25 protein-coding genes and 1 pseudogene are annotated in these 25,563 nt (G+C 74.8%); 25 read left to right on the forward strand and 1 reads right to left on the reverse strand.

Annotated elements, in window-relative coordinates:
* Positions 1 to 128: 128 nt before the first annotated feature.
* Positions 129 to 1,505 (forward strand): annotated as a pseudogene (locus AB0G14_RS23160) (transcription antitermination factor NusB); the annotation flags it as partial.
* Between the two features lie 75 nt (positions 1,506 to 1,580).
* Here AB0G14_RS23160 and AB0G14_RS23165 read toward each other — a convergent pair.
* Positions 1,581 to 2,471, reverse strand: coding sequence for a septum formation family protein (locus tag AB0G14_RS23165; protein WP_357700598.1), 891 nt, complete (start codon positions 2,469 to 2,471; stop codon positions 1,581 to 1,583).
* Positions 2,472 to 2,785: 314 nt separating this feature from the next.
* Here AB0G14_RS23165 and rpe point away from each other — a divergent pair, with 314 nt between their 5' ends.
* The 24 genes from rpe (at position 2,786) to AB0G14_RS23285 (ending at position 25,548) form a co-directional block, all read left to right on the forward strand.
* Positions 2,786 to 3,466 (forward strand): ribulose-phosphate 3-epimerase, encoded by a 681-nt coding sequence (gene rpe, locus AB0G14_RS23170; protein ID WP_350708927.1) that lies wholly within the window; start codon positions 2,786 to 2,788, stop codon positions 3,464 to 3,466.
* Position 3,467: 1 nt separating this feature from the next.
* Positions 3,468 to 4,424, forward strand: a complete 957-nt coding sequence (locus tag AB0G14_RS23175) for a response regulator (RefSeq protein ID WP_357700601.1) — start codon at positions 3,468 to 3,470, stop codon at positions 4,422 to 4,424.
* A gap of 413 nt (positions 4,425 to 4,837) precedes the next feature.
* Positions 4,838 to 5,899, forward strand: a complete 1,062-nt coding sequence (gene ribD / locus AB0G14_RS23180; RefSeq protein WP_357700603.1) for a bifunctional diaminohydroxyphosphoribosylaminopyrimidine deaminase/5-amino-6-(5-phosphoribosylamino)uracil reductase RibD — start codon at positions 4,838 to 4,840, stop codon at positions 5,897 to 5,899.
* Between the two features lies 1 nt (position 5,900).
* A complete protein-coding gene (locus AB0G14_RS23185; RefSeq protein ID WP_357700605.1) occupies positions 5,901 to 6,599 on the forward strand; it encodes a riboflavin synthase in 699 nt (232 codons plus the stop codon).
* A complete protein-coding gene (pnuC, locus tag AB0G14_RS23190; RefSeq protein WP_357700607.1) occupies positions 6,599 to 7,294 on the forward strand; it encodes a nicotinamide riboside transporter PnuC in 696 nt (231 codons plus the stop codon). Before AB0G14_RS23185 ends, pnuC begins: the two co-directional genes overlap by 1 nt.
* 73 nt (positions 7,295 to 7,367) lie before the next feature.
* Complete coding sequence (locus AB0G14_RS23195) at positions 7,368 to 8,633, forward strand: bifunctional 3,4-dihydroxy-2-butanone-4-phosphate synthase/GTP cyclohydrolase II (protein WP_357700609.1); 1,266 nt, start codon at positions 7,368 to 7,370, stop codon at positions 8,631 to 8,633.
* Between the two features lie 2 nt (positions 8,634 to 8,635).
* Positions 8,636 to 9,133: a 6,7-dimethyl-8-ribityllumazine synthase gene (gene ribH / locus AB0G14_RS23200; protein ID WP_357700611.1), complete on the forward strand. Its 498-nt coding sequence runs from the start codon at positions 8,636 to 8,638 to the stop codon at positions 9,131 to 9,133.
* A gap of 138 nt (positions 9,134 to 9,271) precedes the next feature.
* Entirely contained in the window at positions 9,272 to 9,535 is a 264-nt protein-coding gene (locus AB0G14_RS23205) for a phosphoribosyl-ATP diphosphatase (RefSeq protein ID WP_088947482.1), read from the forward strand.
* A gap of 45 nt (positions 9,536 to 9,580) precedes the next feature.
* Positions 9,581 to 10,426 (forward strand): ATP phosphoribosyltransferase, encoded by an 846-nt coding sequence (gene hisG / locus AB0G14_RS23210; protein ID WP_357700613.1) that lies wholly within the window; start codon positions 9,581 to 9,583, stop codon positions 10,424 to 10,426.
* Positions 10,423 to 11,454, forward strand: coding sequence for a DMT family transporter (locus AB0G14_RS23215; RefSeq protein ID WP_357700615.1), 1,032 nt, complete (start codon positions 10,423 to 10,425; stop codon positions 11,452 to 11,454). The genes hisG and AB0G14_RS23215 overlap by 4 nt, the downstream gene beginning before the upstream one ends.
* Positions 11,451 to 11,924, forward strand: coding sequence for a PH domain-containing protein (locus AB0G14_RS23220; protein ID WP_357700617.1), 474 nt, complete (start codon positions 11,451 to 11,453; stop codon positions 11,922 to 11,924). The genes AB0G14_RS23215 and AB0G14_RS23220 overlap by 4 nt, the downstream gene beginning before the upstream one ends.
* Before the next feature lie 359 nt (positions 11,925 to 12,283).
* Entirely contained in the window at positions 12,284 to 12,910 is a 627-nt protein-coding gene (gene infC / locus AB0G14_RS23225) for a translation initiation factor IF-3 (RefSeq protein ID WP_357457708.1), read from the forward strand.
* 19 nt (positions 12,911 to 12,929) lie between these two features.
* Positions 12,930 to 13,124 carry a 50S ribosomal protein L35 gene (gene rpmI / locus AB0G14_RS23230; RefSeq protein ID WP_007458415.1) on the forward strand — a complete coding sequence of 65 codons (195 nt, stop codon included), beginning with the start codon at positions 12,930 to 12,932 and terminating at the stop codon, positions 13,122 to 13,124.
* Positions 13,125 to 13,155: 31 nt separating this feature from the next.
* Complete coding sequence (gene rplT, locus AB0G14_RS23235; RefSeq protein WP_184184750.1) at positions 13,156 to 13,548, forward strand: 50S ribosomal protein L20; 393 nt, start codon at positions 13,156 to 13,158, stop codon at positions 13,546 to 13,548.
* Between the two features lie 32 nt (positions 13,549 to 13,580).
* Positions 13,581 to 14,420: an RNA methyltransferase gene (locus AB0G14_RS23240; protein ID WP_357700620.1), complete on the forward strand. Its 840-nt coding sequence runs from the start codon at positions 13,581 to 13,583 to the stop codon at positions 14,418 to 14,420.
* Positions 14,421 to 14,639: 219 nt separating this feature from the next.
* Positions 14,640 to 15,740 (forward strand): phenylalanine--tRNA ligase subunit alpha, encoded by a 1,101-nt coding sequence (pheS, locus tag AB0G14_RS23245; RefSeq protein WP_357700622.1) that lies wholly within the window; start codon positions 14,640 to 14,642, stop codon positions 15,738 to 15,740.
* A 39-nt stretch (positions 15,741 to 15,779) separates the two neighbouring features.
* Entirely contained in the window at positions 15,780 to 18,326 is a 2,547-nt protein-coding gene (pheT, locus tag AB0G14_RS23250) for a phenylalanine--tRNA ligase subunit beta (protein WP_357700624.1), read from the forward strand.
* 181 nt (positions 18,327 to 18,507) lie between these two features.
* Positions 18,508 to 19,509, forward strand: a complete 1,002-nt coding sequence (gene argC / locus AB0G14_RS23255; RefSeq protein ID WP_357700626.1) for an N-acetyl-gamma-glutamyl-phosphate reductase — start codon at positions 18,508 to 18,510, stop codon at positions 19,507 to 19,509.
* Positions 19,506 to 20,678, forward strand: a complete 1,173-nt coding sequence (gene argJ / locus AB0G14_RS23260; protein WP_357700628.1) for a bifunctional glutamate N-acetyltransferase/amino-acid acetyltransferase ArgJ — start codon at positions 19,506 to 19,508, stop codon at positions 20,676 to 20,678. The genes argC and argJ overlap by 4 nt, the downstream gene beginning before the upstream one ends.
* Positions 20,675 to 21,616 carry an acetylglutamate kinase gene (argB, locus tag AB0G14_RS23265; RefSeq protein WP_357700630.1) on the forward strand — a complete coding sequence of 314 codons (942 nt, stop codon included), beginning with the start codon at positions 20,675 to 20,677 and terminating at the stop codon, positions 21,614 to 21,616. The genes argJ and argB overlap by 4 nt, the downstream gene beginning before the upstream one ends.
* Complete coding sequence (locus AB0G14_RS23270; protein WP_357700632.1) at positions 21,613 to 22,863, forward strand: acetylornithine transaminase; 1,251 nt, start codon at positions 21,613 to 21,615, stop codon at positions 22,861 to 22,863. Before argB ends, AB0G14_RS23270 begins: the two co-directional genes overlap by 4 nt.
* Positions 22,860 to 23,837 carry an ornithine carbamoyltransferase gene (gene argF, locus AB0G14_RS23275; RefSeq protein WP_357700634.1) on the forward strand — a complete coding sequence of 326 codons (978 nt, stop codon included), beginning with the start codon at positions 22,860 to 22,862 and terminating at the stop codon, positions 23,835 to 23,837. Before AB0G14_RS23270 ends, argF begins: the two co-directional genes overlap by 4 nt.
* The gene (locus AB0G14_RS23280; protein WP_357700636.1) at positions 23,834 to 24,349 is read left to right on the forward strand and encodes an arginine repressor; all 516 of its coding nucleotides are present in this window, start codon (positions 23,834 to 23,836) and stop codon (positions 24,347 to 24,349) included. Before argF ends, AB0G14_RS23280 begins: the two co-directional genes overlap by 4 nt.
* On the forward strand, positions 24,346 to 25,548 hold the full coding sequence (locus AB0G14_RS23285; RefSeq protein ID WP_357700638.1) for an argininosuccinate synthase: 1,203 nt from the start codon (positions 24,346 to 24,348) through the stop codon (positions 25,546 to 25,548). Before AB0G14_RS23280 ends, AB0G14_RS23285 begins: the two co-directional genes overlap by 4 nt.
* The last annotated feature ends 15 nt before the right edge of the window (positions 25,549 to 25,563 follow it).

Consider the following 25,563-nt stretch of genomic DNA (forward strand, 5'->3'; position numbering starts at 1 on the left):
CCACGGCGTACGCGGCGAAGCGCTGGGCCCGGTGCAGCCCGTCCGGACCGGGCACGGCGTAGCACGTGGGGAACTCCGGCGGCTCGTCCGGGACGGGTGCCCGCCCCGGCGGCGACCGGCGCGACGGCGGCCGTCGCCCGGCCCGCCCGGCGGTGGACCTGCCGCGGCAGGTCGCGTACGAGGCCGTCGCGGCGGTGCACCGGGACGACGCGTACGCCAACCTGGTGCTCCCGTCGCTGCTGCGTGACACCGGGCTGACCGGCCGGGACGCGGCCTTCGCCACCGAGCTGACCTACGGCACGCTGCGCCACCTCGGCACCCTCGACGCGATCCTCACCGACGCGGCCGGGCGGGACGTGCAGCGCATCGACCCGCCGGTACGCGACGCGCTGCGGCTCGGGGCGTACCAACTCCTGCACACCCGGGTGCCGGCGCACGCCGCGGTCTCCTCGACCGTCGACCTGGTCCGCGCGGTCGGCCCCGGCGCGACGGGCTTCGCCAACGCGGTGCTGCGCGAGGTCGCCGGCCGGGACGCGGACGCCTGGGTGGCCAAGCTCGCCCCGCCGATGGAGACCGACCCGATCGGGCACCTCGCGCTGGCGTACAGCCATCCGCAGTGGATCGTGCGGGCCTTCGCCGAGGCCCTCGGCGGCGACCTCGGCGAGACCGCCCGGCTGCTCATCGAGGACAACGAGCGCCCGCCGGTGCACCTGTGCGCCCGGCCCGGGCTGGCCGACCCGGTCGCGCTGGCCGACGAGGTCGGCGCGGCCCCGGGGGCCTTCTCCCCGTACGCCGTCTATCTCTCGGGCGGGGCGCCCGGCGACCTGCCGGCGCTGGCCGAGGGGCGGGCCCACGTGCAGGACGAGGGCTCCCAACTGGTGGCCAACGCCCTGGCGGTGGCCCCGCTGGACGGCCCGGACGGGCGCTGGCTCGACCTGTGCGCCGGCCCAGGCGGCAAGTCCGGCCTGCTCGGCGCCCTCGCCGCGCAGCGGGACGCGCGGCTGACCGCCGTCGAGGTCTCCGAGCACCGGGCGCGGCTGGTCGCCCAGGCCACCCGGGGCCTGCCGGTGACCGTGCTGCACACCGACGGCCGCACGGTCGGCGCCGACCCGAAACTGCCGGAGGCGCACTTCGACCGGGTGCTGGTCGACGCTCCGTGCACCGGGCTGGGGTCGCTGCGCCGCCGGCCGGAGTCCCGCTGGCGGCGCGAGCCGTCGGACCTGCCGCCGCTGACCCGGTTGCAGCGGGAGTTGCTCGCCGCGGCGCTGCGGGCCGTCCGTCCGGGTGGCGTGGTCGCCTACGTGACGTGCTCCCCGCACACCGTGGAGACGCACGTGACGGTGACCGAGGCGGCCCGCCGTTCGGGAGTGCCGGTCGACTTCGTCGACGCCCGGCCGCTGCTGCCGGCGGGGATGCCCGGCCTCGGCGACGGGCCGACGGTGCAGCTGTGGCCGCACCGGCACGGCACCGACGCGATGTTCCTCGCGGTGCTGCGCCGCACCTGACAACGGACGCCCGACGGGGCGGTCACCCTCGGGTGGCCGCCCCGTGCCGGGTCGGTCCGGTGCCGGTCCGGGCGCTCAGGTGACCGGCAGGCCCTTCGTGCCGGCGCCCTTCACCGAGCGGGTCAGGTTGCGGTCGCTGACCCAGAGGAAGCACTGCACGCCCCGGTTGCCGTTGCGCCACTCCTGCTCGAGGGGGTGGTAGAAGATCGAGCCCGCCCGGTACTTCAGGTCGCCGTTGTTCGGCACCTTGACGTACGTCGCGATCAGCGCGCGGCAGGCCCGGTGCACCTTCTGGCTGTCCCGGGTGAAGGCGTCGTAGCTGGTGTCCGGGGCCCGCCAGACGCCGACGAACTCGGCGTGGTGCCTGCTGGTGCAGGCCACCTCCACCATCTCCCGCACCTCGTCGTCGCTCAGCTTGGGGTTGAAGCAGCGGTGGGCGAGCGGGGCGGCGCCGGCCAGGGCGCCCTTCAGGCTTCCCGTCCGGAACTTCGCGCTCGCCTCGTCGAGGCTGGCCTGCTCGCTCAGGTCGCAGCGGAACCAGCGGGCGCCGCCGCCCCACGCCTGCGGCGACGGCAGCACCACGCTCAGCCCGAGCCGGCCGGAGCGCCAGTCCCCGCCGACCACCTCGTTGACCTTCGTGTCGCACTCGGTCCGGGCGGCGCGCATGCCGGCCGAGCCGGCCGGCGGAGGCGTGGTGCGCTCGGCCGCCGCCCCGGTGAACGTGCCGACGTGCACGGTCTCCGCGCGGTGCGACTCGGCGCAGTCGACCGGGTTGTAGGCGGTGAGGTAGCCGACGTCCTGAATCTCGCGGTGGCAGGCCCCGGTGGCGGGGACGAACGCCTGCGGCGCGGCGGGCGCCGGCCAGTCGTCGGTCAGGTCCCGGTCGGTGCCGGCCGGGGCGCCGCAGCCGGCCAGCGCCAGGGCCGCCACCGCGCCGGCCGCGGCCGCCGTCCACCACCGTCGCATCGCCCCGACCTCCCGCCGATCGTGGTCCGGCCGGCGCGAGGCGGCCGGACACGTCACGGTGCGGCAGCATACGGCACCGAGCCCGGATCGCGGGGGAGTCCCTGCGGGCCGGCGCCCCGCATCGAGCGGGTCAGCTTCCGGTCGTCGCTCCACAGGAGACACCGCACCCCGTGGCCGCCGTCCTTCCGCTCCCGCTGGGACGGGGACAGAAATCGAGTCCGCCAGTTCCGCACGACCGGTCACCGCCGGGTCACCGGGTGTCCCGGTGGTGGCGCGCTGCGGGCGGCCGGTCACCGCGTTCGTACACTGGCCCCGTGACCGTACCGCCGCCGATCGTCGCGCCCAGCATCCTCGCCGCCGATTTCGCCCGCCTCGCCGAAGAGGTCCGTGCCGTCGAGAACGCCGCGGACTGGTTGCACGTGGACGTCATGGACAACCACTTCGTGCCCAACCTGACCATCGGGCTGCCCGTGGTGCAGAGCCTGCGGGCCGCCACCGAGCTGCCCTTCGACGTGCACCTGATGATCGAGGACCCGCGCCGGTGGGCCCCCGGCTACGCCGACGCCGGGGCGTACAACGTCACATTCCACGCCGAGGCGTGCGACGACCCGGTGGCGCTGGCCAAGGACCTCCGCTCGGCCGGCGCGAAGGCCGGGCTGGCGATCGACCGGGACACGCCGATCGAGCCGTACCTGGAGCTGCTGCCGAGCTTCGACACGCTGCTGATCATGACGATCAAGGCGGGCTTCGGCGGGCAGCGCTTCATCCCGCAACTGCTGGACAAGGTTCGCGCCGCCCGCCGGCACGTCGACAGCGGCCACCTCGAACTGCGCATCGAGGTCGACGGGGGGATCGCCGCCGACACCATCGCGCAGGCGGCCGAGGCCGGTGCGGACGCCTTCGTCGCCGGCACCGCCGTCTACGGCGCCGACGATCCCGCCGAGGCCGTCCGGAAGCTGCGCGCACTCGCGGAACGCGCCGCCCCCGGGGCCTGAGGTGGAGCCCGGCGGCGACCGCAAGGACATCATCCTCGTCGTCGACGACGACGAGGACATCGCGCGCTTCGTCGAGTTCAACCTGCGGCTGCACGGCTTCGAGGTGATCCACGCCGGCGACGGGCAGGAGGCGCTCGAGGTGATCGAGCGCCAGCGTCCCGACCTGGCCGTGGTCGACCTGATGATGCCGCGCATCGACGGGCTGGAGCTGACCCGGCGGCTGCGGGCCGACCCGATGACCTCGGCGCTGCCGGTGATCATGCTGACCGCCAAGGGCATGACGGTGGACAAGGTGCACGGGCTCAGCGCCGGCGCCGACGACTACCTGGTCAAGCCCTTCGACACGGCGGAGCTGGTGGCCCGGGTCAGCTCGACGCTGCGGCGCAACAAGGAGTTCCGCGAGGTCTCCCCGCTGACCGGGCTGCCCGGCAACAGCCGGATCCGCCGAGAGATCTCCGACCGGGTCCGCAGCGGCGTCGACTACGCCGTCGGCTACATCGACATCGACCGGTTCAAGAGCGTCAACGACCGGTACGGCTTCGTGCGCGGCGACGACTTCATCTCGGCCCTGGCGCGCAGCCTGCACCGGGCGGTGGTCTCGGTGGGGCTGCCGCCGGCCTTCCTCGGCCACGTCGGCGGCGACGACTTCGTCATCGTCTGCACGCCGGAGCAGGTGCGTCCGCTCACCTCGCGGGTGTCCGCCGACTTCGAGAAGGCCGCCGACTCGCTCTACGACCCCGCCGACGCCGCCCGCGGCTACGTGGAGCTGAAGGACCGGCGGGGCAACATCCGACGCGCCGCCCTGGTCACCCTCTCCATCGGCGTCTCCATCTCCGACGCCAACAAGCGGTTCACCGACCCCCTCGAGGCGATCGCGGTCGCCTCCGAGATGAAGACGGTGGCCAAGAGCCAGCCCGGCTCGTACGTGGCCGTGGACCGGCGACGCGGGGTGACGTGACCGCGTATTCCCGCTGTGAAGTAGCTCGCCTCGGTGGCGCCACCCCCCGTCGGGCGTGTAAGACTGCCGGTGTACCCACCACGCGCTGGCGGGACTCGGTGTAATTCCGAACCGGCGGTGATCCACGGCGTGACCGTGGTAAGCCCGCGACCCGGTCGGCCTCGTGCCGCCCGGTGGACCTGGTGAGAATCCGGGGCCGACGGTTGGGGGCGGGAAACCGCGCCCAGACAGTCCGGATGGGAGACAGCGCGCGGGACGGACGGGCCCTGTCCGGCCGCTGACCTCAGCGTGCCGTGCGCGCCCCCCGGGTCGGCTCCGCCGTACCCGGACCTCCGCCGCCGCACGCCCGCGGCCCGTGCCGTTGCCTCCCGTGACCCGCCCGCGCGCCGACCGGCGAGTGAGAGGGCAGGGCAATGGGGGGCGTCTCCGTCGACGAGGCGATGCGTCGCGCGGTCGAACTCGCCGCGCGCGGTCTCGGCACGACCAGCCCCAACCCCGTGGTCGGCTGCGTGCTGCTGGACGTCGACGGCCAGGTCGTCGGCGAGGGGTTCCACGCCTACGCCGGCGGGCCGCACGCCGAGATCGTCGCGCTCGCCCAGGCGGGGGAGCGCGCCCGCGGCGGCACCGCCGTGGTCACCCTCGAACCCTGCGACCACACCGGCCGCACCGGTCCCTGCAGCACCGCGCTGGTCCAGGCCGGCGTCGCCCGGGTGGTCATCGCCGTGCCCGACCCCAATCCGGTCGCCTCCGGCGGGGCCGCCACGCTGCGCGCCGCCGGGGTCCAGGTGGACCTGGGGGTACGCGAGGCGGAGGCCGAGGCCGGCAACATCGCCTGGCTCACCTCGATGCGCCGCGGCTGGCCGTACGTGATCTGGAAGTTCGCCGCCACGCTGGACGGCCGGTCGGCGGCGGCCGACGGCACCAGCATGTGGATCACCTCCGAGGCGGCCCGGATGGACGTGCACGCGCTGCGCGGCACCGTCGACGCGGTGATCGCCGGGGTGGGCACGGTGCTCACCGACGATCCCCGGCTCACCGCCCGCAACCTGCGCGACGGCACCCTCAGCATCCGGCAGCCGCTGCGCGTGGTGGTGGACTCGGCGGGGCGTACGCCGGTCGACGCCCGGGTCCGCGACGGCGCGGCCCGGACGTGGGTCGCCACCGCCGCGGAGGTCGGCGTCGGGCCCGACGGTCGGGTCGACCTGCCGGCGCTGCTCGCCGCGCTGCACGGGCGCGGGGTCCGGGCGGCGCTGCTGGAGGGGGGTCCCACGCTGGCCGGCGCCTTCCTCGCCGCCGGCCTGGTCGACAAGATCGTCGGCTACGTCGCGCCCCGGCTGCTCGGCGCCGGCCCGACCGCCCTGGTGGACGCCGGTGTGACCACCATCGCCGAGGCCATCGACCTGGAGTACGTCGACGTCACGCAGGTCGGACCGGACCTGCGGATCACCGCGCTGCCCCGGAAGAGGGAGGGCTGACATGTTCACCGGCATCGTCGAGGAGTTGGGTGAGGTCGTCCGGATCACTCCGACGGCGGGTGACTCGGCGCTGGTCGCGGTCCGCGGCCCGCTGGTCACCTCCGACGCCCGGCACGGCGACTCGATCGCGGTCAACGGCGTCTGCCTGACCGTGGTGGACGCCGCCGACGGGGTCTTCACGGCGGACGTGATGGGGGAGACGCTGCGCCGCTCCGCGCTGGGCGCGCTGCGGGCCGGCGACCCGGTCAACCTGGAGCGGGCCGCCGCGCTCGGCAGCCGCCTCGGCGGGCACCTGGTGCAGGGCCACGTCGACGGCGTCGGCGAGGTGCTCGCCCGGGAGCCGGCCGCGCAGTGGGAGACCGTCCGGTTCCGCCTGCCCGCCGCCCTGGCCCGGTACGTGGTGGAGAAGGGCTCGATCACCGTCGACGGCGTCTCGCTGACCGTGGCCGACGTCGGCCCGGACTGGTTCGCCGTCGGGCTGATCCCGACCACGCTGAAGCTGACCACCCTCGGCGCGCGGGGCGTCGGCGACCCGGTCAACCTCGAGGTGGACGTCCTCGCCAAGTACGTCGAGCGGCTGCTCGGCGCCCGGCTGGCCGACCCCGGCCGCCCCGAGGCCGGCCCGCCCGGCGGGCTCCCGGGCACGGACGCCCCGGTCGCCGGCCTGCCGGACGCCGCTGCGACGGGAGGGGCGGCCTGATGGGCCCGCTCGGGTGGCTGCTCGACGCGCAGCTGAGCATCGGGGGCTCGCCGGTGCTGGTCCGGGAGATCGTCGGCAACGGCTTCGGGCTGGCCTCGGCCCTGTTCGGTCTGCGCCGGGTGGTCTGGGCCTGGCCCGTCGGCATGATCGGCAACGCGCTGCTGTTCACCGTGTTCCTGGGCGGGGTCTTCGCCACGCCGCAGGCGCACGACCTCTACGGGCAGGCCGGCCGGCAGGTCTTCTTCTTCGCGGTCAGCCTCTACGGCTGGTGGCGCTGGTCGCGCAACCGCCGCCACGGGGACGACGACCAGGCCGCCGTGGCGCCCCGCTGGGCCACCGGCCGGGAGCGGCTGGGCCTGCTGGCCGCCGCCGTCCTCGGCACCGCCGCGTTCTACCCGGTGCTCGCCGCGCTGGGCTCCTGGGGTCCGCTGCCCGACGCCTGGATCCTCACCGGCAGCCTGCTGGCCACCTACGGCATGGCCCGCGGCTGGGTGGACTTCTGGCTGGTCTGGATCGCCGTCGACGCCGTCGGCGTGCCGCTGCTGCTGCGCGGCGGGTTCTACCCCTCGGCGGCCATGTACCTCGTCTACGGCGCCTTCTGTGCCTGGGGCGTCGTCGCCTGGTGGCGCACCTCGCGGGTCGCCCGCCCGGCGCCCGCCCCGATCCCGCAGACCTACTCGGAGGCCGTGGCATGAGCGAGCGGAGCGAGCGAATCATCAGGCTCAGTGTGATGCGTCATGGCGGCGCGGAGCAGAGCGGAGTGCCGGCATGACCACCTTTGGGAGTATCGAGCAGGCGGTGGCGGACATCGCCGCCGGCCGGCCCGTCGTCGTGGTCGACGACGCCGACCGGGAGAACGAGGGCGACCTGATCTTCGCCGCCGAGTTGGCGACGCCGGAGCTGCTCGCGTTCATGGTGCGGTGGACGTCCGGCTACATCTGCGTGCCGCTGACCGAGAGCGAGTGCGACCGGCTGGACCTTCCGCCGATGCACCACACCAACCAGGACCGGCGGGGCACCGCCTACACGGTGACGGTGGACGCCCGGGAGGGGGTCAGCACCGGCATCTCCGCCGCCGACCGGTCGCACACCATCCGGCTGCTCGCCGACCCCGGCACCGGCCCGACCGACCTGGCCCGCCCCGGGCACGTGGTGCCGCTGCGCGCCCGGGAGGGCGGCGTACTGCGCCGGCCCGGGCACACCGAGGCCGCCGTCGACCTGACCCGGCTGGCCGGGCTGCGCCCCGCCGGCGTGCTCTGCGAACTGGTCAACGACGACGGCACCATGATGCGGCTGCCGGACCTGGAGAAGTTCTGCGCGGAGCACGCGCTGACCCTGGTCACCATCGCCGACCTGGTCGCGTACCGGCGGCGCACCGAGAAGCAGGTCGAGCTGGTCGCCGAGGCCCGGATGCCGACCCGGCACGGGGTGTTCCGGGCGCTGGGCTACCGCAGTGAGCACGACTCGGCCGAGCACGTCGCCCTGGTCATGGGCGAGATCGGCGACGGGCGGGACGTGCTGGTGCGGGTGCACTCCGAGTGCCTCACCGGCGACGTCTTCGGCTCGGTGCGCTGCGACTGCGGCCCCCAGCTCGACGCGGCCCTGGACCGGGTCGCCGGGGAGGGGCGCGGCGTGGTGCTCTACGTGCGCGGCCACGAGGGGCGCGGCATCGGCCTGCTGCACAAGCTCCAGGCGTACCAGCTCCAGGACCAGGGCCGGGACACCGTGGACGCCAACCTCGACCTGGGTCTGCCGGCCGACGCCCGGGACTACGGCACCGGCGCGCAGGTCCTCTACGACATCGGGGTGCGCTCGATGCGGCTGCTCACCAACAACCCGGCCAAGCGGGCCGGCCTGGAGGGCTACGGGCTGACCGTCACCGGCCGCGAGGGGCTGCCGGTGCGGCCGCACCCGGAGAACGTGCGCTACCTGCGCACCAAGCGGGACCGGATGGGGCACCTGATGGACGAGCTGGACGAGGTCACCGAGGCCCCGATGGGCCGGCCCGTCCCCGGCGACGAGATCGGAGCGTAGACATGGCGGGTTTCGGGGAGCCGGGCGTGACGGCGGTGGACGCCGCCGGGATGACGGTCGGCGTGGTGGCCGCGCGGTGGCACGGCGAGCTGACCGACCACATGCTCGACCGGGCGGTCGCCGCCGCCGAGGCGTGCGGGGCCCGCGCGGTGACCGCCCGGGTGGCCGGCTCGGTCGAGCTGCCCGTGGTGGCCCAGGCCCTCGCGCGCCGCTGCGACGTGGTGGTCGCGCTCGGCGTGGTGGTCCGGGGCGCCACCGCCCACTTCGACTACGTCTGCCGCTCGGTGACCGACGGGCTGACCCGGGTCGCGCTGGACGAGGGCAGGCCGGTGGCGCACGGCGTCCTCACCGTGGACACGATCGAGCAGGCCCGGGACCGGGCGGGGCTGCCCGGCTCGGCGGAGGACAAGGGCTGGGCGGCCACGGTCGCCGCGCTCGACGCCGCCCTCGCCATCCGGGGCATCGCCACCAGCGGCCACCGGGTCGGCTTCGGCGGCTGAGCGCCGGGGCCGGCGGTGGGGCGGCCGGGTCGATCGACCGACGTGGGCCGTCCCACCCCTCGGGAGGGTGCGGTGGGGAAGACGACGCGGCCGGACCCGGAGCACGCGACCTCGGCGGGTGGCTGGAAGAATCGCGGCGTGAAGACGTTCGAGGAGTTGTTCGCCGAGCTGCAGGCCAAGGCCGCCGCCGGCACCCCTGGCTCGGGCACGGTCGCCGCGCTCGAGAAGGGCGTGCACTTCATCGGCAAGAAGGTCGTCGAGGAGGCGGCCGAGTCGTGGATGGCCGCCGAGCACGAGGGGCCGGAGCGGACCGCCGAGGAGATCTCCCAGCTGCTCTACCAGGTCCAGGTGCTGATGCTCGCCAGCGGCCTCGACCTGAAGGACGTCTACCGACATTTGTGAGTGCGCCCCGCCGTTGATCAGATCCGATCGAAGGAGCACTCCGTCATGCTGCGTGTCGCCGTACCCAACAAGGGCGCCCTGGCCGAGAAGGCCGCCCAGATGCTGCGCGAGGCGGGCTACCGCCAGCGCACCGACCCCAAGGACCTCGTCTGCCGGGACGAGCCCAACGACATCGAGTTCTTCTACCTGCGGCCCAAGGACATCGCCACCTACGTCGGCTCCGGGGACCTCGACGTCGGGATCACCGGCCGCGACCTGCTGATCGACTCCGGCGCGCCGGCCGAGGAGGTGGTGGACCTCGACTTCGGCCGGGCCACCTTCCGCTTCGCCGCCCGCCCCGAGGACGTCGACGACGTACGGGAGCTGGGCGGGCACCGGATCGCCACCGCGTACCCGGGGCTGGTCGAGCGGCACCTGGCCGAGCTGGGCGTGAAGGCCGACGTGATCCGCCTGGACGGGGCCGTGGAGAACGCCATCCGGCTCGGCGTCGCCGACGTGGTCGCCGACGTGGTGGAGACCGGCACCACGCTGCGCCAGGCCGGCCTGGTGGTCTTCGGCGAACCGCTGCTGCGCTCCTCCGCGGTGCTCGTCCGCCGTACCGGCGCGCCGGCGCACCCGCAGTCGGAGCAGCTGCTGCGCCGCCTGCACGGCGTCCTGGTGGCCCGCCGCTACGTGATGCTCGCGTACGACGTGCCGGCCGGCCTGCTGGACCGGGCCAGCTCGCTGACCCCGGGCATCGAGTCGCCGACCGTCTCCCCGCTGCACCGCGAGGGCTGGGTGGCGGTGCAGGCGATGGTGCTCAGCGACGACGTGCACCGGATCATGGACGAGCTCTACGAGCTCGGTGCCCGCGCGATCCTCGTCACCAACATCCACGCCTGCCGGCTGTGAGCGGCTCGCCCGCGGCGGCGGGCATCCCGGCCCGGCCGGTGCCGCGCGTCCTGCCGCCGTGGGCGGCCATGGTGGTGGTCACCCTCGCCGGGTTCGCCTCGGCGGCGCAGGGCGTGGCCAACGCCGAGCTGGGCGAGCGGGCCGGCAACGCCACCCTGGGCGCGGTGGTCAACAACCTCGGCGGGACGTTGCTGATCGGCGTCGGGGTGCTGGCCCTGCCCTCGGCACGCGCCGGCCTGGTCGCGTTGCGCCGGGCCCGGCTGCCCTGGTGGGCGTACCTGGGCGGGCTCGGCGGGGCGGCCATCGTGCTGCTCGGCGCGTACGTCGTCCCGGTGCTCGGGGTGGCGGTCTTCACCATCGCGCAGGTGGCCGGCGGCAGCCTCGGCGGGCTGGCCGTGGACCGGGCGGGGCTGGCGCCGGTCGGGCGGCTGGCGCTCACCCCCGCGCGGGTGGCCGGCGCCCTGCTGGGCGTGGCCGCCGTGGCACTGGCCCAGCTCGGCCGGCCCGTCGGCGACCTCGCCCTCGGGCTGGTGCTGCTGGCCGTGGCCGGCGGGGTGGCCGTCGCGCTCCAGTCCGCGCTGAACGCGCGGGTCTCCGCCGCCGGCTCGGCCGCCGCCGGGGTCGCGGTCAACTTCGCCACCGCCACGCCGGTGGTGCTGCTCGTCGCGGCGCTGGCCGGCGCCCTGGCCGACCCGGCCCCGACCTGGCCGGACGCCTGGTACCTCTACACCGGCGGCCTGCTCGGCGTGGTCATCGTGGCGAGCCTGGTGGTCGGGGTGCCCGCGATCGGGGTGCTGCGTACCGGCCTGGCGTTGGTCGCCGGGCAACTGGGCGGCGCCCTGCTGTTGGACGCGCTGGTGCCGGGCGGGCCGGGCGTCCGGCTGCCGGTGCTCGCCGGCGCGCTGCTGACCCTGCTGGCCGCGCTGATCGCCGGTCGGGGCTCCGCCCGGCGTACCCGCGCCGCGGTGCCGTCCGCCCGTGTGGCGGCGGACGAGCGGCCCGGTGCGGGTGGCAGACTGGTGGGGTGAGTGAAACCGAGACGATCCGCCTCCGCCCGCGCCGCATCCGGGTGGTCTGCTGGACCTCGGCGGCCGTGCTCCTCGTGGTGTTCAGTCTGGTGGCCACCTCGCTGACCGGTGCGACCGGCAACGGCTACGGCAGCTTCCAGCGGGGCGACCAGATCGCGATGGTCGGTCTCGGCGTGTTCGGCGCCCTCGGCTTCCTGCTCTTCACCCGGCCCCGGGTGGAGGCGGACGGGCGCGGTGTGCGCGTGCGCAACGTCCTCGGCTCGTACGAGCTGCCGTGGGAGGTCGTCCGCGGGGTCCGCTTCGACCGGGGCGCGCCCTGGGCGAGCCTGGAGCTGCACGACGACGACCTGCTGCCCATGGTCGCCCTGCAGGCCGCCGACAAGGAGCTGGCCGTCGAGGGGGTCCGCGCGCTGCGCCGGCTGCACCAGGCGCACCAGGCCCGTCTCGCCGAGGGCGCGACCGGCCGCTGAGCCGCTGGCCCGGCCCGGCCGCCCGGGGTGCCCGGTTTGGGGGCGCTCGGGCGAGGGTGTAGTGTTGTCGAGTCGACCAGGCTGTCTCCGCGTGCGAGCAAGTCGCCCGTGACCAGACAGCCATGAAAGAGGAGCGCCTGCTCCCACCCGAGTCGCCGCCACGGTGGCCGGGTCCGGTCACCGGTTCCGGGCACGTCCCGGCGCCGGATGCGCGATCATGTGATCGTGCCGACCGGTCGAGCGGGCCCTGGCATGCGCCGGGGCCTTCTGCTTTCCGAGTCGGCTCCCACCCGGGAGCCGCGGGGTCGGCCACGCAGGAGACTTTGACTCGAGGAGGCCCCATCAGCGTCGAACCACGCGTGAACGAGCAGATCCGGGCACGTGAGGTCCGACTGGTCGGCCCCGAGGGTGAGCAGGTGGGCATCGTCCCGCTGGAGCGCGCCCTTCAGCTGGCCGCGGACGTAGACCTGGACCTGGTCGAGGTTGCGCCGATGGCGCGCCCTCCGGTGTGCAAGCTCATGGACTTCGGCAAGTTCAAGTACGAGAGCGCACTGAAGGCGCGCGAAGCGCGGCGTAACCAGCAGCAGACCGTCATCAAGGAGATGAAGCTCCGGCCGAAGATCGACCCGCACGACTACGAGACCAAGAAGGGTCACGTGGTGCGGTTCCTCAAGGCCGGCGACAAGGTCAAGGTGACGATCATGTTCCGCGGTCGCGAGCAGAGCCGCCCGGAGCTGGGTTACCGGCTCCTGCGCCGGCTCGAGTCGGAGATCTCGGAGCTGGGGTACGTCGAGGCCGCGCCGAAGCAGGACGGCCGAAACATGATCATGGTGCTTGCGCCGCACCGCGCCACGAAGGCCGCCGCGGTCGCCGCGACGGCCGCCCGGGGCGGGCCGCGGGAGCGGGAAGCCGAGGGCGCCGCCCCGGCCGGCGAGACCGCAGCGGCCGGTGACACCGGCACAGTCGCCGAAACCAGCGGCGAGTAACAGGGGAGAGACGTTCCACATGCCGAAGATGAAGAGCCACACGGGGATGGGCAAGCGGGTCAAGGTGACCGGCAAGGGCAAGATCGTTGCCCAGCAGGCCGGCCTCCGGCACAACCTGGAGAAGAAGCCCTCCACCCAGACCCGTCGGCTGACCGGCACCGTCGTGCTGGCCAAGGCCGATGTCAAGCGCATCAAGAAGCTGCTCGGCCGCTGACGCGCGCCACCTGACGTAAGAAGGAGTTGAGATGGCACGCGTCAAGCGGGCTGTGAACGCCCAGAAGAAGCGCCGTACCCTGCTGGAGACCGCGAGCGGCTACCGCGGTCAGCGCTCCCGCCTCTACCGCAAGGCCAAGGAGCAGGTGCTGCACTCGATGCAGTACGCCTACCGGGACCGTCGCGACCGCAAGGGCGACTTCCGGCAGCTGTGGATCCAGCGGATCAACGCGGGCGCCCGCGCCAACGGGATGACCTACAACCGCCTGATCCAGGGCCTGCGCCTGGCCGGCATCGAGGTCGACCGCAAGATCCTGGCCGACCTGGCCGTCAACGACGCCGCCGCGTTCGCGGCGATCGTCGAGCTGGCCCGGGCCGCGGTCACGGCCGAGGGCACCGGCGGCGCGGCGGCCCAGGCCGCCTGATCCACCCGCATCAGCAGATCGAGGCGTCTCCCATGCAGTCACCATCGCGCGGGAGACGCCTCGACGCTGTCTCCGGCCCCTTCACCCCGCGTACCCCCAGGGTGGTCGCCGCCCGCCGGCTCCAGCGCCGCCGGGACCGCGAGGCCACCGGCCGGTTCCTCGCCGAGGGGCCGCAGGCGGTCCGCGAGGCCCTGGCCCGCCCGGGGGTGGTCACCGAACTCTTCGGTACGCCCGCCGCCCTGGACCGGCACGCCGACCTGGCCGCCGGCGCCGCCCGCGCCGACGTGCCGGTCTCCGAGGTGACCGACGAGGCCCTCGCCGCCCTCGCCGAGACCGTCGCCCCGCAGGGCCTGGTCGCCGTCTGCCGGCACCTCGACGTGTCCCTGGAGCGGGCCCTGGCCGGCGGGCCCCGCCTCGTCGCGGTGCTCGCCGAGATCCGCGACCCGGGCAACGCCGGCACCGTGCTGCGCACCGCCGACGCCGCCGGGGCCGGCGCGGTCGTCTTCGCCGGCGACGCCGTCGACCCGTACAACGGCAAGTGCGTCCGGGCCTCGGCCGGCAGCCTCTTCCACGTCGACGTGGTCCGCGCGCCCGACCCGCTCGACGTGGTCGCCGCGCTGCGCGCCGCCGGCCTCACCGTGCTCGCCACCACCGGCTACGGCGAGGACGACCTCGACGACCTCGCCGACGCCGGCCGGCTCGCCGCCCCCACCGCCTGGCTGTTCGGCTCGGAGGCGCACGGTCTGCCGGAGGCGCTCACCGCCGCCGCCGACGCCCGCGTCCGGGTGCCGCTGCACGGGCGCGCCGAGAGCCTGAACCTGGCTGCGGCCGCCGCCGTCTGCCTGTACGCTTCAGCGAGAGCACAGCGGTGACCGCGCACCGGTCCCGCGAGGCACCCAACAGAGGAGAGCGTCCGCCCATGAACGCGCCACGGCGTTCGTTTAGCCAGCCCGCCGGTGTCGGCGGGCGGCGGGCCTGACCTGCTTTCCGCGCAACTCCCACCGGCGGGCTGCGGCACAGCCGCGCGTCCGTAGACTCGCTTCGCCGCCCCCGTGAGGGCTGGCGCCGCCGTGAGGGAGTGCCCGTACGCCATGAGCTACCGCAACGATCCGTACGACCCGAAGCAGGTCGCCCTGCTCGACCCGGCCGCCCTGGCCGAGGCCGTCGCCGCCGCCGAGAAGGCGTTCGCCGAGGCCGGTGACCCGGACGCGCTGACCGCGCTGCGCCCGGCGCACCTCGGCGACCGGTCCCCGGTGTCGCTGGCCCGCCGGGAGATCGGCGCGCTGCCGCCGGCCGCGAAGTCCGACGCCGGCAAGCGGGTCAACGAGGCCCGCCGCGCCGTCGAGGCCGCCTACGCCGCCCGCCAGGAGGTCCTGGAGCGGGAGCAGGCGGAACGGGTGCTGGTGGAGGAGCGCGTCGACGTGACGCTGCCCCACGACCGGCGGCCCCGGGGTGCCCGGCACCCGATCAGCACCCTGATGGAGCAGATCAGCGACCTGTTCGTCGGGATGGGCTACGAGGTGGCCGAGGGGCCCGAGGTCGAGCTGGAGTGGACCAACTTCGACGCGCTCAACATCCCGGCCGACCACCCGGCCCGCGGCCTGATGGACACCTTCCACATCGCACCCGCCGACGGCTCCGCCGGGACGGCCGGCGAGCCGGCGGGTTCCGGCCTCGTCCTGCGCACCCACACCTCGCCGGTGCAGGCGCGCACCATGCTGACCCGACGGCCGCCGATCTACGTGATCGTGCCGGGGCGGGTCTACCGCACCGACGAGCTGGACGCCACCCACGCCCCGGTCTTCCACCAGGTGGAGGGCCTGGTGGTGGACAAGGGCATCACCATGGCGCACCTGCGCGGCACCCTGGACCACTTCGCCCGGGCGATGTTCGGCGAGAGCGCGAAGACCCGCTTCCGGCCGCACTACTTCCCGTTTACGGAGCCGTCGGCGGAGTTCGACGTCTGGTTCCCGGAGCACCGCGACGGCCCGCGCTGGGTCGAGTGGGGCGGCTGCGGCATGGTCAACCCGCGGGTGCTGCGCGCCTGCGGCATCGACCCCGAGGTCTACTCGGGATTCGCGTTCGGCATGGGCATCGACCGGACCGTGATGTTCCGGCACGGGGTCAGCGACATGCGGGACATGGCCGAGGGCGACGTGCGGTTCACCCGCGCGTTCGGGGCCGGGGCGTAGGCGATGCGGGTACGAGTTACGGAGACGGTGGTCTGAGTCATGCGAGTTTCTGTCAGTTGGCTGCGGGAGTACGTCGACCTCCCCGCCGACCTGCCCGCCGGCGACCTGGAGCAGGCCCTGGTCGACCTCGGCATCGAGGTCGAGTCCGTCGTGGACCTGCGGCAGACCGTCACCGGTCAGCTGGTGGTCGGTGAGGTCCGGGAGATCGAGGAGCTGACCGGCTTCAAGAAGCCGATCCGGTTCTGCCGGGTCGACGTCGGCGACGCCAACGGCACCGGCGAGCCGCAGGAGATCGTCTGCGGGGCGCGCAACTTCGCCCCGGGCGACCGGGTCGTGGTCATCCTGCCCGGCGGCGTGCTGCCCGGCGGCTTCGCCATCGGCGCGCGCAAGACCTACGGGCGCAACTCCAACGGCATGATCTGCTCCGCCAAGGAGCTGGGCCTCGGCGACGACCACTCGGGCATCATCGTGCTGCCCGAGGACACCCCGGCCAAGCCGGGCGACGACGCGCGGCCGGTCGTCGGGCTCGACGACGTCGTGGTCGAGCTGGAGATCACCCCCGACCGGGGGTACGCGATGAGCCTGCGCGGCCTGGCCCGCGAGCTGTCGCACACCCTCGGCGTGCCGTTCCGCGACCCGGGCCTGGCGCCCGCTCCCGGCGGCACGGAGGCCCCGGCGTACCCGGTCGAGGTGCGGGACACGGTCGGTTGCGACCGGTTCGCCGCCCGCCTCGTGCGCGGCGTCGACCCGACGGCGGCCACCCCCGGCTGGATGCAGCGGCGGCTCACCGTCGCCGGCATCCGCAGCATCTCGCTGCCGGTCGACATCACCAACTACGTGATGCTGGAACTGGGCCAGCCGATGCACGCCTTCGACGCCGACCGGATCGCCGGGCCGCTGGTGGTCCGCCGCGCCGAGGCGGGGGAGAAGCTCACCACGCTGGACGGGGTGACCCGCGCGCTCGCGCCTGAGGACATGGTGATCTGCGACGACACCGGCCCGATCTCGCTCGCCGCCGTGATGGGCGGCGAGACCAGCGAGGTCGTCGCGGGGACCACGAACGTGCTCTTCGAGGCCGCCCACTGGGACCCGGTGATGGTGGGGCGCACCGCCCGCCGGCACCGGCTGTTCAGCGAGGCGGCGAAGCGGTGGGAGCGGGGCGTCGACCCGGCCCTGCCGCTGGTCGCCATCGCGCGGGCGGTCCGGCTGCTCACCGAGCACGCCGGCGGCACGGCCGGGGACGAGATCCTCGACATCGACCACGTCCGGCCGCGTACCCCGGTGGTCCTGCCGGCCGACCTGCCGGCCCGGCGGATCGGCGTGACCTACCCGCCGGCGCGGGTGGTGGCCCTGCTGGAGCAGGTCGGCTGCACCGTCGCCCACGGCGCCGACCGGCTCGGCGAGGACCCGGGCGAGGTCGGCGTCGCCGCCGGCGACGGCGCGGCGCTCACCGTCACTCCGCCGACCTGGCGGCCCGACCTGACCGACCCGGCGGACCTGGTCGAGGAGGTGGTCCGCCTCGACGGGTACGACCGGGTGCCGTCGGTGCTGCCGACGGCGCCGCCCGGCCGCGGCCTGACCTGGCAGCAGCGCCGCCGCCGGGCCGTGGCCCGGTCGCTCGCCGAGCGCGGGTACGTGGAGGTGCTGGCGCACCCGTTCGTCGCCCCGGAACTGGCCGACCAGCTCGGCCTGCCCGAGGGCGACCCGCGCCGGCAGGCGGTACGGCTGGCCAACCCGCTGTCGGAGGAGGAGCCGCTGCTGCGCACGACGCTGCTCGGCCCGCTGCTCGGCATCGTGAAGCGCAACCTCGGCCGGGGCCAGCGCGACCTCGCCCTGTACGAGATCGGCGCGGTCTTCCACCCGCGTCCCGGCGCCGGCCGCCCGCCGGCGATGGGCGTGGACCGGCGACCCAGCGACGAGGAGTTCGCCGCCGCCGACGCCGTGGTGCCCGACCAGCCCCGGCACGTCGCCGTCGTGCTGACCGGCGACATCGAGCCGGCCGGCTGGTGGGGCGCGGGCCGGGCGGCCGGCTGGGCGGACGCCGTGGAGGCCGGCCGGGACGTGCTCGCCGCCGCCGACATCCCGGGGGACCGGGTCGAGGTCCGGGCTGCCGAGTACGCGCCGTGGCACCCCGGCCGCTGCGCGGAGCTGCTGGTCGACGGCACGGTGGTCGGGCACGCCGGCGAGCTGCACCCGGCGGTCGTGGCGGCGCTGGAGCTGCCCCGGCGGACCAGCGCCCTGGAGCTGGACCTGGACGCGCTGCCGGCCGCCCCGGTGGCGTCCGGGCCGGTCGTCTCGGGCTTCCCGCCGGCGCTGATCGACGTGGCGCTGGTGGTCGACGAGTCGGTCCCGGCGGCGCAGGTGCAGCGTGCCCTGGTCGAGGGTGCCGGCGAGCTGCTGGAGGGGGTGCGCCTGTTCGACGTGTACGCCTCCGAGCAGCTCGGGGCGGGCCGGAAGTCGTTGGCGTACAAGCTCACCTTCCGGGCCCCCGACCGGACGCTGACCGTGGAGGAGGCGGTGGCCGCGCGGGACGCGGCGGTCGCCCGGGCCGCGGAACGCTGCGGCGCCACCCTGCGCGGCGCCTGACGCCTGGACGTCGACGGCCCCCGTCCGGTTTCGCCGGGCGGGGGCCGTTTCCGTGTCCGGCTCCGTCCCGGCCTCCCGCGCCCACATGCGGCGGTCATCATGCACATACAGAAGTCTGTATGAACTTGCAGTGGCCGATCATCGCTGCTAACCTTCGCTGCATAGTCATGCGGAGGTGAGTATGAGTATCCGAGTCGCGGTAGCGGGGGCGAGCGGCTACGCCGGGGGCGAGCTGATCCGCCTGGTCGCCGGGCACCCGGAGTTCGACCTGGTCGCCGCCACCGCGCACAGCCAGGCCGGGCACCGGCTCGACGTCGTACACCCGCAGCTCGCCGGCCTGGACCTGGTCCTCGGCGAGACGGACGCGACGGCGCTGGCCGACGCGGACCTGGTCTTCCTGGCCCTGCCGCACGGCCAGTCGGCGGCCCTGGCGGCCCAGCTCCCGCCCGAGGTCCGCGTCGTCGACCTCGGCGCCGACCACCGGCTCGCCGACCCCTACGCCTGGGCCAACTACTACGGCGGCCCGCACGCCGGGCAGTGGACCTACGGCCTGCCCGAGCTGCCCGGCCAGCGGGAGCTGATCGCCGGCGCCACCCGGGTCGCCAACACCGGCTGCTACGCCGCCGCCATCACCCTCGCGCTCGCCCCGCTGATCGCCGCCGGCGCCGCCGCTCCGGCCGACGTGGTGGTCGTCGCGGCCTCCGGCACCTCCGGCGCGGGCAAGGCGGCCAAGCCGCACCTGCTCGGCAGCGAGGTGATGGGGGACCTGTCGCCCTACCGCGTCGGCACCCACCAGCACGTCCCGGAGATCAAGCAGGCCACCGGGGCGACCGGCCTGTCGCTCACCCCGGTGCTCGCGCCGATGCCCCGGGGCATCCTGGCCACCGTGACCGCCGTGCCGGCCCGGGGCGTGGACCCGCGGGCGGTGCTCGCCGAGGCGTACGCGGACGCGCCCTTCGTGCACGTGCTGCCCGAGGGGACCTGGCCGCACACCGCCGCCACCCTCGGCTCCAACTCCTGCCACCTGCAGGCCACCGTCGACGTCGACACCCGCCGGACCATCGTGCTCAGCGCGCTGGACAACCTCGGCAAGGGCGCCGCCGGCCAGGCCGTGCAGAACGCCAACCTCATGTTCGGCCTGCCGGAGACGACGGGCCTGTCCGTCTGGGGGATCGCACCATGAGTGTCACGACTCCGCGGGGGTTCCGGGCGTCCGGGGTGGCCGCCGGGCTCAAGGCCAGCGGCGCGAGCGACGTCGCGCTGGTCGTCAACGACGGCCCGGACGCCGGGGTCGCCGCCGTGTTCACCGCCAACCGGGTCAAGGCCGCGCCGGTGCTCTGGACCCAGCAGGTGGTCCGCGGCGGCGTCGTCCGCGCCGTGGTGCTCAACTCGGGCGGGGCCAACGCGTGCACCGGCCCGGCCGGCTTCCAGGACACCCACGCCACCGCCGAGCACGCCGCCGCCGCGCTCACCGCGGCCAGCCCCCGGCTGATGCTCGGGGCGGGCGACGTGGCGGTCTGCTCGACCGGCCTGATCGGCGAGCGGCTGCCGATGCAGAAGCTGCTCCCCGGCGTACGCGCCGCGATCCGCGGCCTGTCCCGCGACGGCGGCCCGGCGGCGGCCGAGGCCATCATGACCACGGACACCCGCCCCAAGACCACGGTGGCGCGGGGCAGCGGCTGGACCGTCGGCGGCATGGCCAAGGGCGCCGGCATGCTCGCCCCGGCGCTGGCCACCATGCTCTGCGTGCTGACCACCGACGCGGTGGCCGGGCCGGAGGCCCTCGACGCCGCGCTGCGCGAGGCGTGCCGGGTCACCTTCGACCGGATCGACTCCGACGGCTGCATGTCGACCAACGACACGGTGCTGCTGCTGGCCAGCGGCGCGAGCGGCATCGCGCCGACGCCGGCCGAGCTGACCGCCGCGGTCACCGCCGCCGCGCACGACCTGGCCCAGCAGCTCGTCGCCGACGCCGAGGGCGCCACCAAGCAGATCGCCGTCGACGTGGTCGGCGCGGCGAGCGAGGACGACGCGGTCGAGGTGGGGCGGTCGGTGGCCCGCAACAACCTGGTCAAGACCGCGCTGTTCGGCAATGACCCGAACTGGGGCCGGATCCTCGCCGCCGTCGGCACCACCACCGCCGCCTTCGAGCCGGACGCGGTCGACGTCGCGGTCAACGGCGTCTGGGTGTGCCGCTCCGGCGCCGCCGCCGAGGACCGGTCGAAGGTCGACCTGACCGGGCGGGACGTCACCATCCGGATCGACCTGCACGCCGGCGACGCCGAGGCCACGATCTGGACCAACGACCTTTCCCACGCGTACGTGCACGAGAACTCGGCCTACTCGACATGAGCCTCACCACCGACCTCACCCGCGCCCAGACCAAGGCCGCCACGCTGATCGAGGCCCTGCCCTGGCTGGCCCGCTTCTCCGGCTCGACCGTCGTGGTCAAGTACGGCGGCAACGCCATGGTCGACCCCGAACTGCAACGGGCCTTCGCCGCCGACATGGTCTTCCTGCGTTACGCCGGCCTGAAGCCGGTCGTGGTGCACGGCGGCGGCCCGCAGATCTCCGCCATGCTCGGCCGGCTCGGCATCGCCAGCGAGTTCCGGGGCGGCCTGCGGGTCACCACCCCGGAGGCGATGGACGTGGTCCGGATGGTGCTCGTCGGCCAGGTGGGCCGGGAGCTGGTCGGGCTGATCAACGCGCACGGCCCGTTCGCGGTCGGCCTCTCCGGCGAGGACGCGGGCCTGTTCACCGCCGTGCGGCGGCCCGCGTACGTGGACGGGGAGCCGGTCGACGTCGGGCAGGTCGGCGACGTCGAGTCGGTCGACGTCTCGGCGGTCACCGACCTGATCGCGGCCGGGCGGATCCCGGTGATCTCCACCGTCGCGCCGGACGCCGACGGCGTGCTGCACAACCTGAACGCCGACACCGCCGCCGCCGCGCTCGCCGTCGCCCTCGACGCCCGCAAGCTGGTCGTCCTCACCGACGTGCCCGGCCTCTACGCCGACTGGCCGGACACCGGCAGCTCGATCAGCGAGATCACCGCCGACGAGCTGGCGAAGCTGCTGCCGTCGTTGTCCAGCGGCATGGTGCCAAAGATGGAGGCCTGCCTGCGGGCCGTGCGGCAGGGCGTGCCCGCCGCGCACGTGGTCGACGGCCGGGTCGCCCACTCCACGTTGCTGGAGGTCTTCACCTCGGAAGGGTTCGGAACCATGGTCGTGAGCGCGAGGAGTGAGCTTGCGAGCCCCGCAGTCGCGAACAAGGAAGGTTCGGTCCCGTCATGAGCACGCTCGTCGAGCGCTGGTCGCAGTCGATGATGGACAACTACGGCACGCCGCCGCTGGCCCTCGTCTCCGGCTCCGGCGCCGTCGTGGTCGACGAGGCCGGCCGGGAGTACGTCGACCTGGTCGGCGGGATCGCGGTCAACGCCCTCGGCCACGCCCACCCGGCCGTGGTGGCCGCCGTGTCGAAGCAGGTCGCCACCCTCGGGCACGTCTCCAACCTCTACGTCGCCGAGCCGCCGGTGGCCCTGGCCGAGCTGTTGCTGGCCCTGGCCGGCCGGTCCGGCCGGGTCTTCTTCGCCAACTCCGGCGCGGAGGCCAACGAGGCGGCGTTCAAGCTGTCCCGGCTCACCGGTCGCACCCACGTGGTCGCCACCCGGGGCGGCTTCCACGGGCGGACCATGGGCGCGCTGGCGCTGACCGGCCAGCCGGCCAAGGCCGACCCGTTCCGCCCGCTGCCCGGCGACGTCAGCCACGTCGACTACGGCGACGTCGCCGCGCTGGAGGCGGCCGTCACCGACGCCACGGCCATGGTGATCCTGGAGCCGGTGCAGGGCGAGAACGGCGTCGTGGTCCCGCCGGCCGGCTACCTGGCCGCCGCCCGGCGGATCACCGCCCGGCACGGCGCGCTGCTGGTGCTCGACGAGGTGCAGACCGGCATCGGCCGCACCGGGCACTGGTTCGCCCACCAGGCCGAGGGCGTCGAGCCCGACGTGGTGACCCTGGCCAAGGGGCTCGGCGGCGGGCTGCCCCTCGGCGCCTGCCTGGCCTTCGGCCGGGCCGCCGACCTGCTCGGTCCCGGCATGCACGGCACCACGTTCGGCGGCAACCCGGTCAGCTGCGCCGCCGCCCTGGCGGTGGTGGGCACCATCGCGCACGAGGGGCTGCTCGACCACGTCAAGCGGATCGGCGAGCGGCTGCGTCGGGGCATCGAGGCGCTCGGCCACCCGCTGGTCGACGGCGTACGCGGCGCGGGCCTGCTGCTCGGCGTGGTGCTCGCCGCACCCGTGGCGAAGGTGCTCGCCGAGGCGCTGCGGGAGACCGGCTTCCTGGTCAACCCGGTGCAGCCCGGCGTGGTACGGCTCGCCCCGCCGCTGATCCTGACCGCCGCCCAGGTCGACGCCTTCCTGGCCGCCCTTCCCGCGGCCCTCGACGCGGCCTCCCCGGCCGCCGCCGGCACCACCCCGGCCGCCGCCGGCGAGAGCCCGGCCGCCGCGACCACCGCGACCACGACGGAGACGAGCGCATGATCCGGCACTTCCTGCGGGACGACGACCTGACCCCCGCCGAGCAGTCGGCCGTGCTCGACCTCGCGGCGCGGATGAAGGCCGACCGGTTCGGCCACCGGCCGCTGGCGGGCCCCCGGTCCGTGGCGGTGCTGTTCGACAAGCAGAGCCTGCGCACCCGGTTCTCGTTCGACGTCGGCATCGCCGAACTCGGCGGGCACCCCCTGGTGGTGGACACCCAGGTCACCCACTTCGGGCGGGGCGAGACCCTCGGCGACGCCGGGCGGGTCCTCTCCCGCTACGTCGCGGCGATCGTGCTGCGCACGCACGGCGACGACCGGATCGCCGAGGTCGCCGACGCCGCGACCGTGCCGGTCGTCAACGCGCTCACCGACGGGTTCCACCCCTGCCAGCTCCTGGCCGACCTGCTCACGGTCCGCGAGCACTGCGGCGGCACCGCCGGCCGGACGCTGGCCTACGTCGGCGACGCCGCCAACAACCTGTCCCACTCGTACCTGCTGGCCGGGGCGACCGCCGGGATGCACGTCCGCGTCGCCGGGCCGGCCGGCTTCGGCCCCGACCCGGAGGTGCTCGCCCGGGCCGAGAAGATCGCCGCCGGCACCGGCGGCTCCGTGCAGGCGCTGACCGACCCCGTCGCGGCGGTGGCCGGGGCCGACGTGGTCGCCACGGACACCTGGACCTCGATGGGTCAGGAGTCGGACGGCCTGGACCGGATCACCCCGTTCCTGCCGTACCAGGTCAACGCCGCGCTGCTGGGCCACGCCGCACCCGATGCGATCGTGCTGCACTGCCTGCCCGCGCACCGGGGCGAGGAGATCACCGACGAGGTGCTCGACGGCCCGCACAGCGCCGTGTTCGACCAGGCGGAGAATCGGCTGCACGCCCAGAAGGCGCTGCTGACGTTCCTCCTCGGGGCCGCGCCCGCCGCCCCGGACGCGGCGGCGCCGGGCGCCGCCGCGACCAGGGAGACTCCATGACCGCCCCGCTGACCCGCGCCGCCCGCCACGCCCGCCTCGTCGAGCTGATCCGCGACAAGGCGATCCACTCGCAGACCGAGCTGGCCGACCTGCTCGCCGGCGACGGCATACAGGTCACCCAGGCCACCCTGTCCCGCGACCTCAAGGAGTTGGGCGCGGTGACCGTACGCGGCGGCGACGGGCGGGCCGTCTACCTGATCCCCGAGGACGGCCACCGGCCGCTGCGCGACGCCGAGGCGGCGCCGGCCCGGCTGGTCCGGCTGCTGCGGGAGCTGCTCAACGGGGTCGACTCCAGCGGCAACATCGCCGTGCTGCGCACCCCGCCGGGCGCAGCCCACTACCTGGCCAGCGCGCTGGACCGAGCGGGCCTGCCCGAGGTCGTCGGCACCATCGCCGGCGACGACACCATCCTCGTCGTGGCCCGCGAGGCCGTCGGCGGGGCCGCGCTCGGCGACAAGCTCGCCGGCTGGGCCCGCGGGGAAGAGAACGTTGAAGGGAGCACCACACCATGACCGAGCGGGTCGTTCTTGCCTACTCCGGAGGGCTCGACACCTCCGTCGCCATCCCGTACCTCGCCGAGCAGACCGGCGCCGAGGTGATCGCGGTCGCGGTCGACGTCGGTCAGGGCGGCGAGGACCTCGGCGCCATCCGGCAGCGCGCCCTGGACTGCGGCGCGGTCGAGTCCGAGGTGGTCGACGCGCGCGACGAGTTCGCCGCCGAGTACTGCCTGCCGGCCATCCGCGCCAACGCGCTCTACATGGACCGCTACCCGCTGGTCTCCGCGCTGTCCCGGCCGCTGATCGTCAAGCACCTGGTGGCCGCGGCCCGCAAGCACGGCGGCACCATCGTGTCGCACGGCTGCACCGGCAAGGGCAACGACCAGGTCCGCTTCGAGGTCGGCCTGGGCGCGCTCGCGCCCGACCTGAAGATCATCGCGCCGGCGCGGGACTTCGCCTGGACGCGGGACAAGGCGATCGCCTTCGCCGAGGAGAAGGGGCTGCCGATCGACGTGTCGGCGAAGTCGCCGTACTCCATCGACCAGAACCTGTTCGGGCGCGCCGTCGAGACGGGCTTCCTGGAGGACATCTGGAACAGCCCGATCGAGGACCTGTACTCGTACACCGCCGACCCGGCGCAGGAGCGCGACGCCGACGAGGTCGTGATCACCTTCGACGCCGGTGTCCCGGTGGCGATCGACGGCGAGACCGTCACCCCGTACCAGGCGATCCTGGAGCTCAACCGGCGCGCCGGCGCCCAGGGCGTCGGCCGGCTCGACATGGTCGAGGACCGCCTCGTCGGTATCAAGAGCCGCGAGGTGTACGAGGCGCCCGGCGCGATCGCGCTGATCACCGCCCACCAGGAGCTGGAGGCGGTGACCGTGGAGCGGGACCTGGCCCGGTTCAAGCGCGGCGTCGACCAGCGCTGGGGCGAGCTGGTCTACGACGGCCTCTGGTTCTCCCCGCTGAAGAACAGCCTGGACGCGTTCATCGACGACGCGCAGCGGCACGTCAGCGGCGAGGTGCGGCTCGTCCTGCACGGCGGCCGGGCCACCGTCACCGGCCGGCGCTCCGAGGCCAGCCTCTACGACTTCGGCATGGCCACCTACGACACCGGCGACACGTTCGACCAGTCCCTGGCCAAGGGTTTCGTCCAGCTCTGGGGCCTGCCGAGCAAGATGGCCGCCGCGCGGGACGCCCGGCTGGGCGGCTGAAGATCGTGGGCACCA

Origin of the sequence: Micromonospora sp. NPDC023814, from assembly GCF_040639595.1 — a bacterium.
Taxonomy (GTDB): domain Bacteria; phylum Actinomycetota; class Actinomycetes; order Mycobacteriales; family Micromonosporaceae; genus Micromonospora.

What these genes read in the sequence shown, in the direction of transcription:
- AB0G14_RS23165 (WP_357700598.1), bottom strand. Translation starts at nt 2,471, where the DNA reads ATGCGACGGTGGTGGACGGCGGCCGCGGCCGGCGCGGTGGCGGCCCTG.
- ribD (WP_357700603.1), top strand. Translation starts at nt 4,838, where the DNA reads ATGGGGGGCGTCTCCGTCGACGAGGCGATGCGTCGCGCGGTCGAACTC.
- AB0G14_RS23185 (WP_357700605.1), top strand. Translation starts at nt 5,901, where the DNA reads ATGTTCACCGGCATCGTCGAGGAGTTGGGTGAGGTCGTCCGGATCACT.
- pnuC (WP_357700607.1), top strand. Translation starts at nt 6,599, where the DNA reads ATGGGCCCGCTCGGGTGGCTGCTCGACGCGCAGCTGAGCATCGGGGGC.
- AB0G14_RS23195 (WP_357700609.1), top strand. Translation starts at nt 7,368, where the DNA reads ATGACCACCTTTGGGAGTATCGAGCAGGCGGTGGCGGACATCGCCGCC.
- ribH (WP_357700611.1), top strand. Translation starts at nt 8,636, where the DNA reads ATGGCGGGTTTCGGGGAGCCGGGCGTGACGGCGGTGGACGCCGCCGGG.
- hisG (WP_357700613.1), top strand. Translation starts at nt 9,581, where the DNA reads ATGCTGCGTGTCGCCGTACCCAACAAGGGCGCCCTGGCCGAGAAGGCC.
- rpmI (WP_007458415.1), top strand. Translation starts at nt 12,930, where the DNA reads ATGCCGAAGATGAAGAGCCACACGGGGATGGGCAAGCGGGTCAAGGTG.
- rplT (WP_184184750.1), top strand. Translation starts at nt 13,156, where the DNA reads ATGGCACGCGTCAAGCGGGCTGTGAACGCCCAGAAGAAGCGCCGTACC.
- AB0G14_RS23240 (WP_357700620.1), top strand. Translation starts at nt 13,581, where the DNA reads ATGCAGTCACCATCGCGCGGGAGACGCCTCGACGCTGTCTCCGGCCCC.
- pheS (WP_357700622.1), top strand. Translation starts at nt 14,640, where the DNA reads ATGAGCTACCGCAACGATCCGTACGACCCGAAGCAGGTCGCCCTGCTC.
- pheT (WP_357700624.1), top strand. Translation starts at nt 15,780, where the DNA reads ATGCGAGTTTCTGTCAGTTGGCTGCGGGAGTACGTCGACCTCCCCGCC.
- argC (WP_357700626.1), top strand. Translation starts at nt 18,508, where the DNA reads ATGAGTATCCGAGTCGCGGTAGCGGGGGCGAGCGGCTACGCCGGGGGC.
- argJ (WP_357700628.1), top strand. Translation starts at nt 19,506, where the DNA reads ATGAGTGTCACGACTCCGCGGGGGTTCCGGGCGTCCGGGGTGGCCGCC.
- argB (WP_357700630.1), top strand. Translation starts at nt 20,675, where the DNA reads ATGAGCCTCACCACCGACCTCACCCGCGCCCAGACCAAGGCCGCCACG.
- AB0G14_RS23270 (WP_357700632.1), top strand. Translation starts at nt 21,613, where the DNA reads ATGAGCACGCTCGTCGAGCGCTGGTCGCAGTCGATGATGGACAACTAC.
- argF (WP_357700634.1), top strand. Translation starts at nt 22,860, where the DNA reads ATGATCCGGCACTTCCTGCGGGACGACGACCTGACCCCCGCCGAGCAG.
- AB0G14_RS23280 (WP_357700636.1), top strand. Translation starts at nt 23,834, where the DNA reads ATGACCGCCCCGCTGACCCGCGCCGCCCGCCACGCCCGCCTCGTCGAG.
- AB0G14_RS23285 (WP_357700638.1), top strand. Translation starts at nt 24,346, where the DNA reads ATGACCGAGCGGGTCGTTCTTGCCTACTCCGGAGGGCTCGACACCTCC.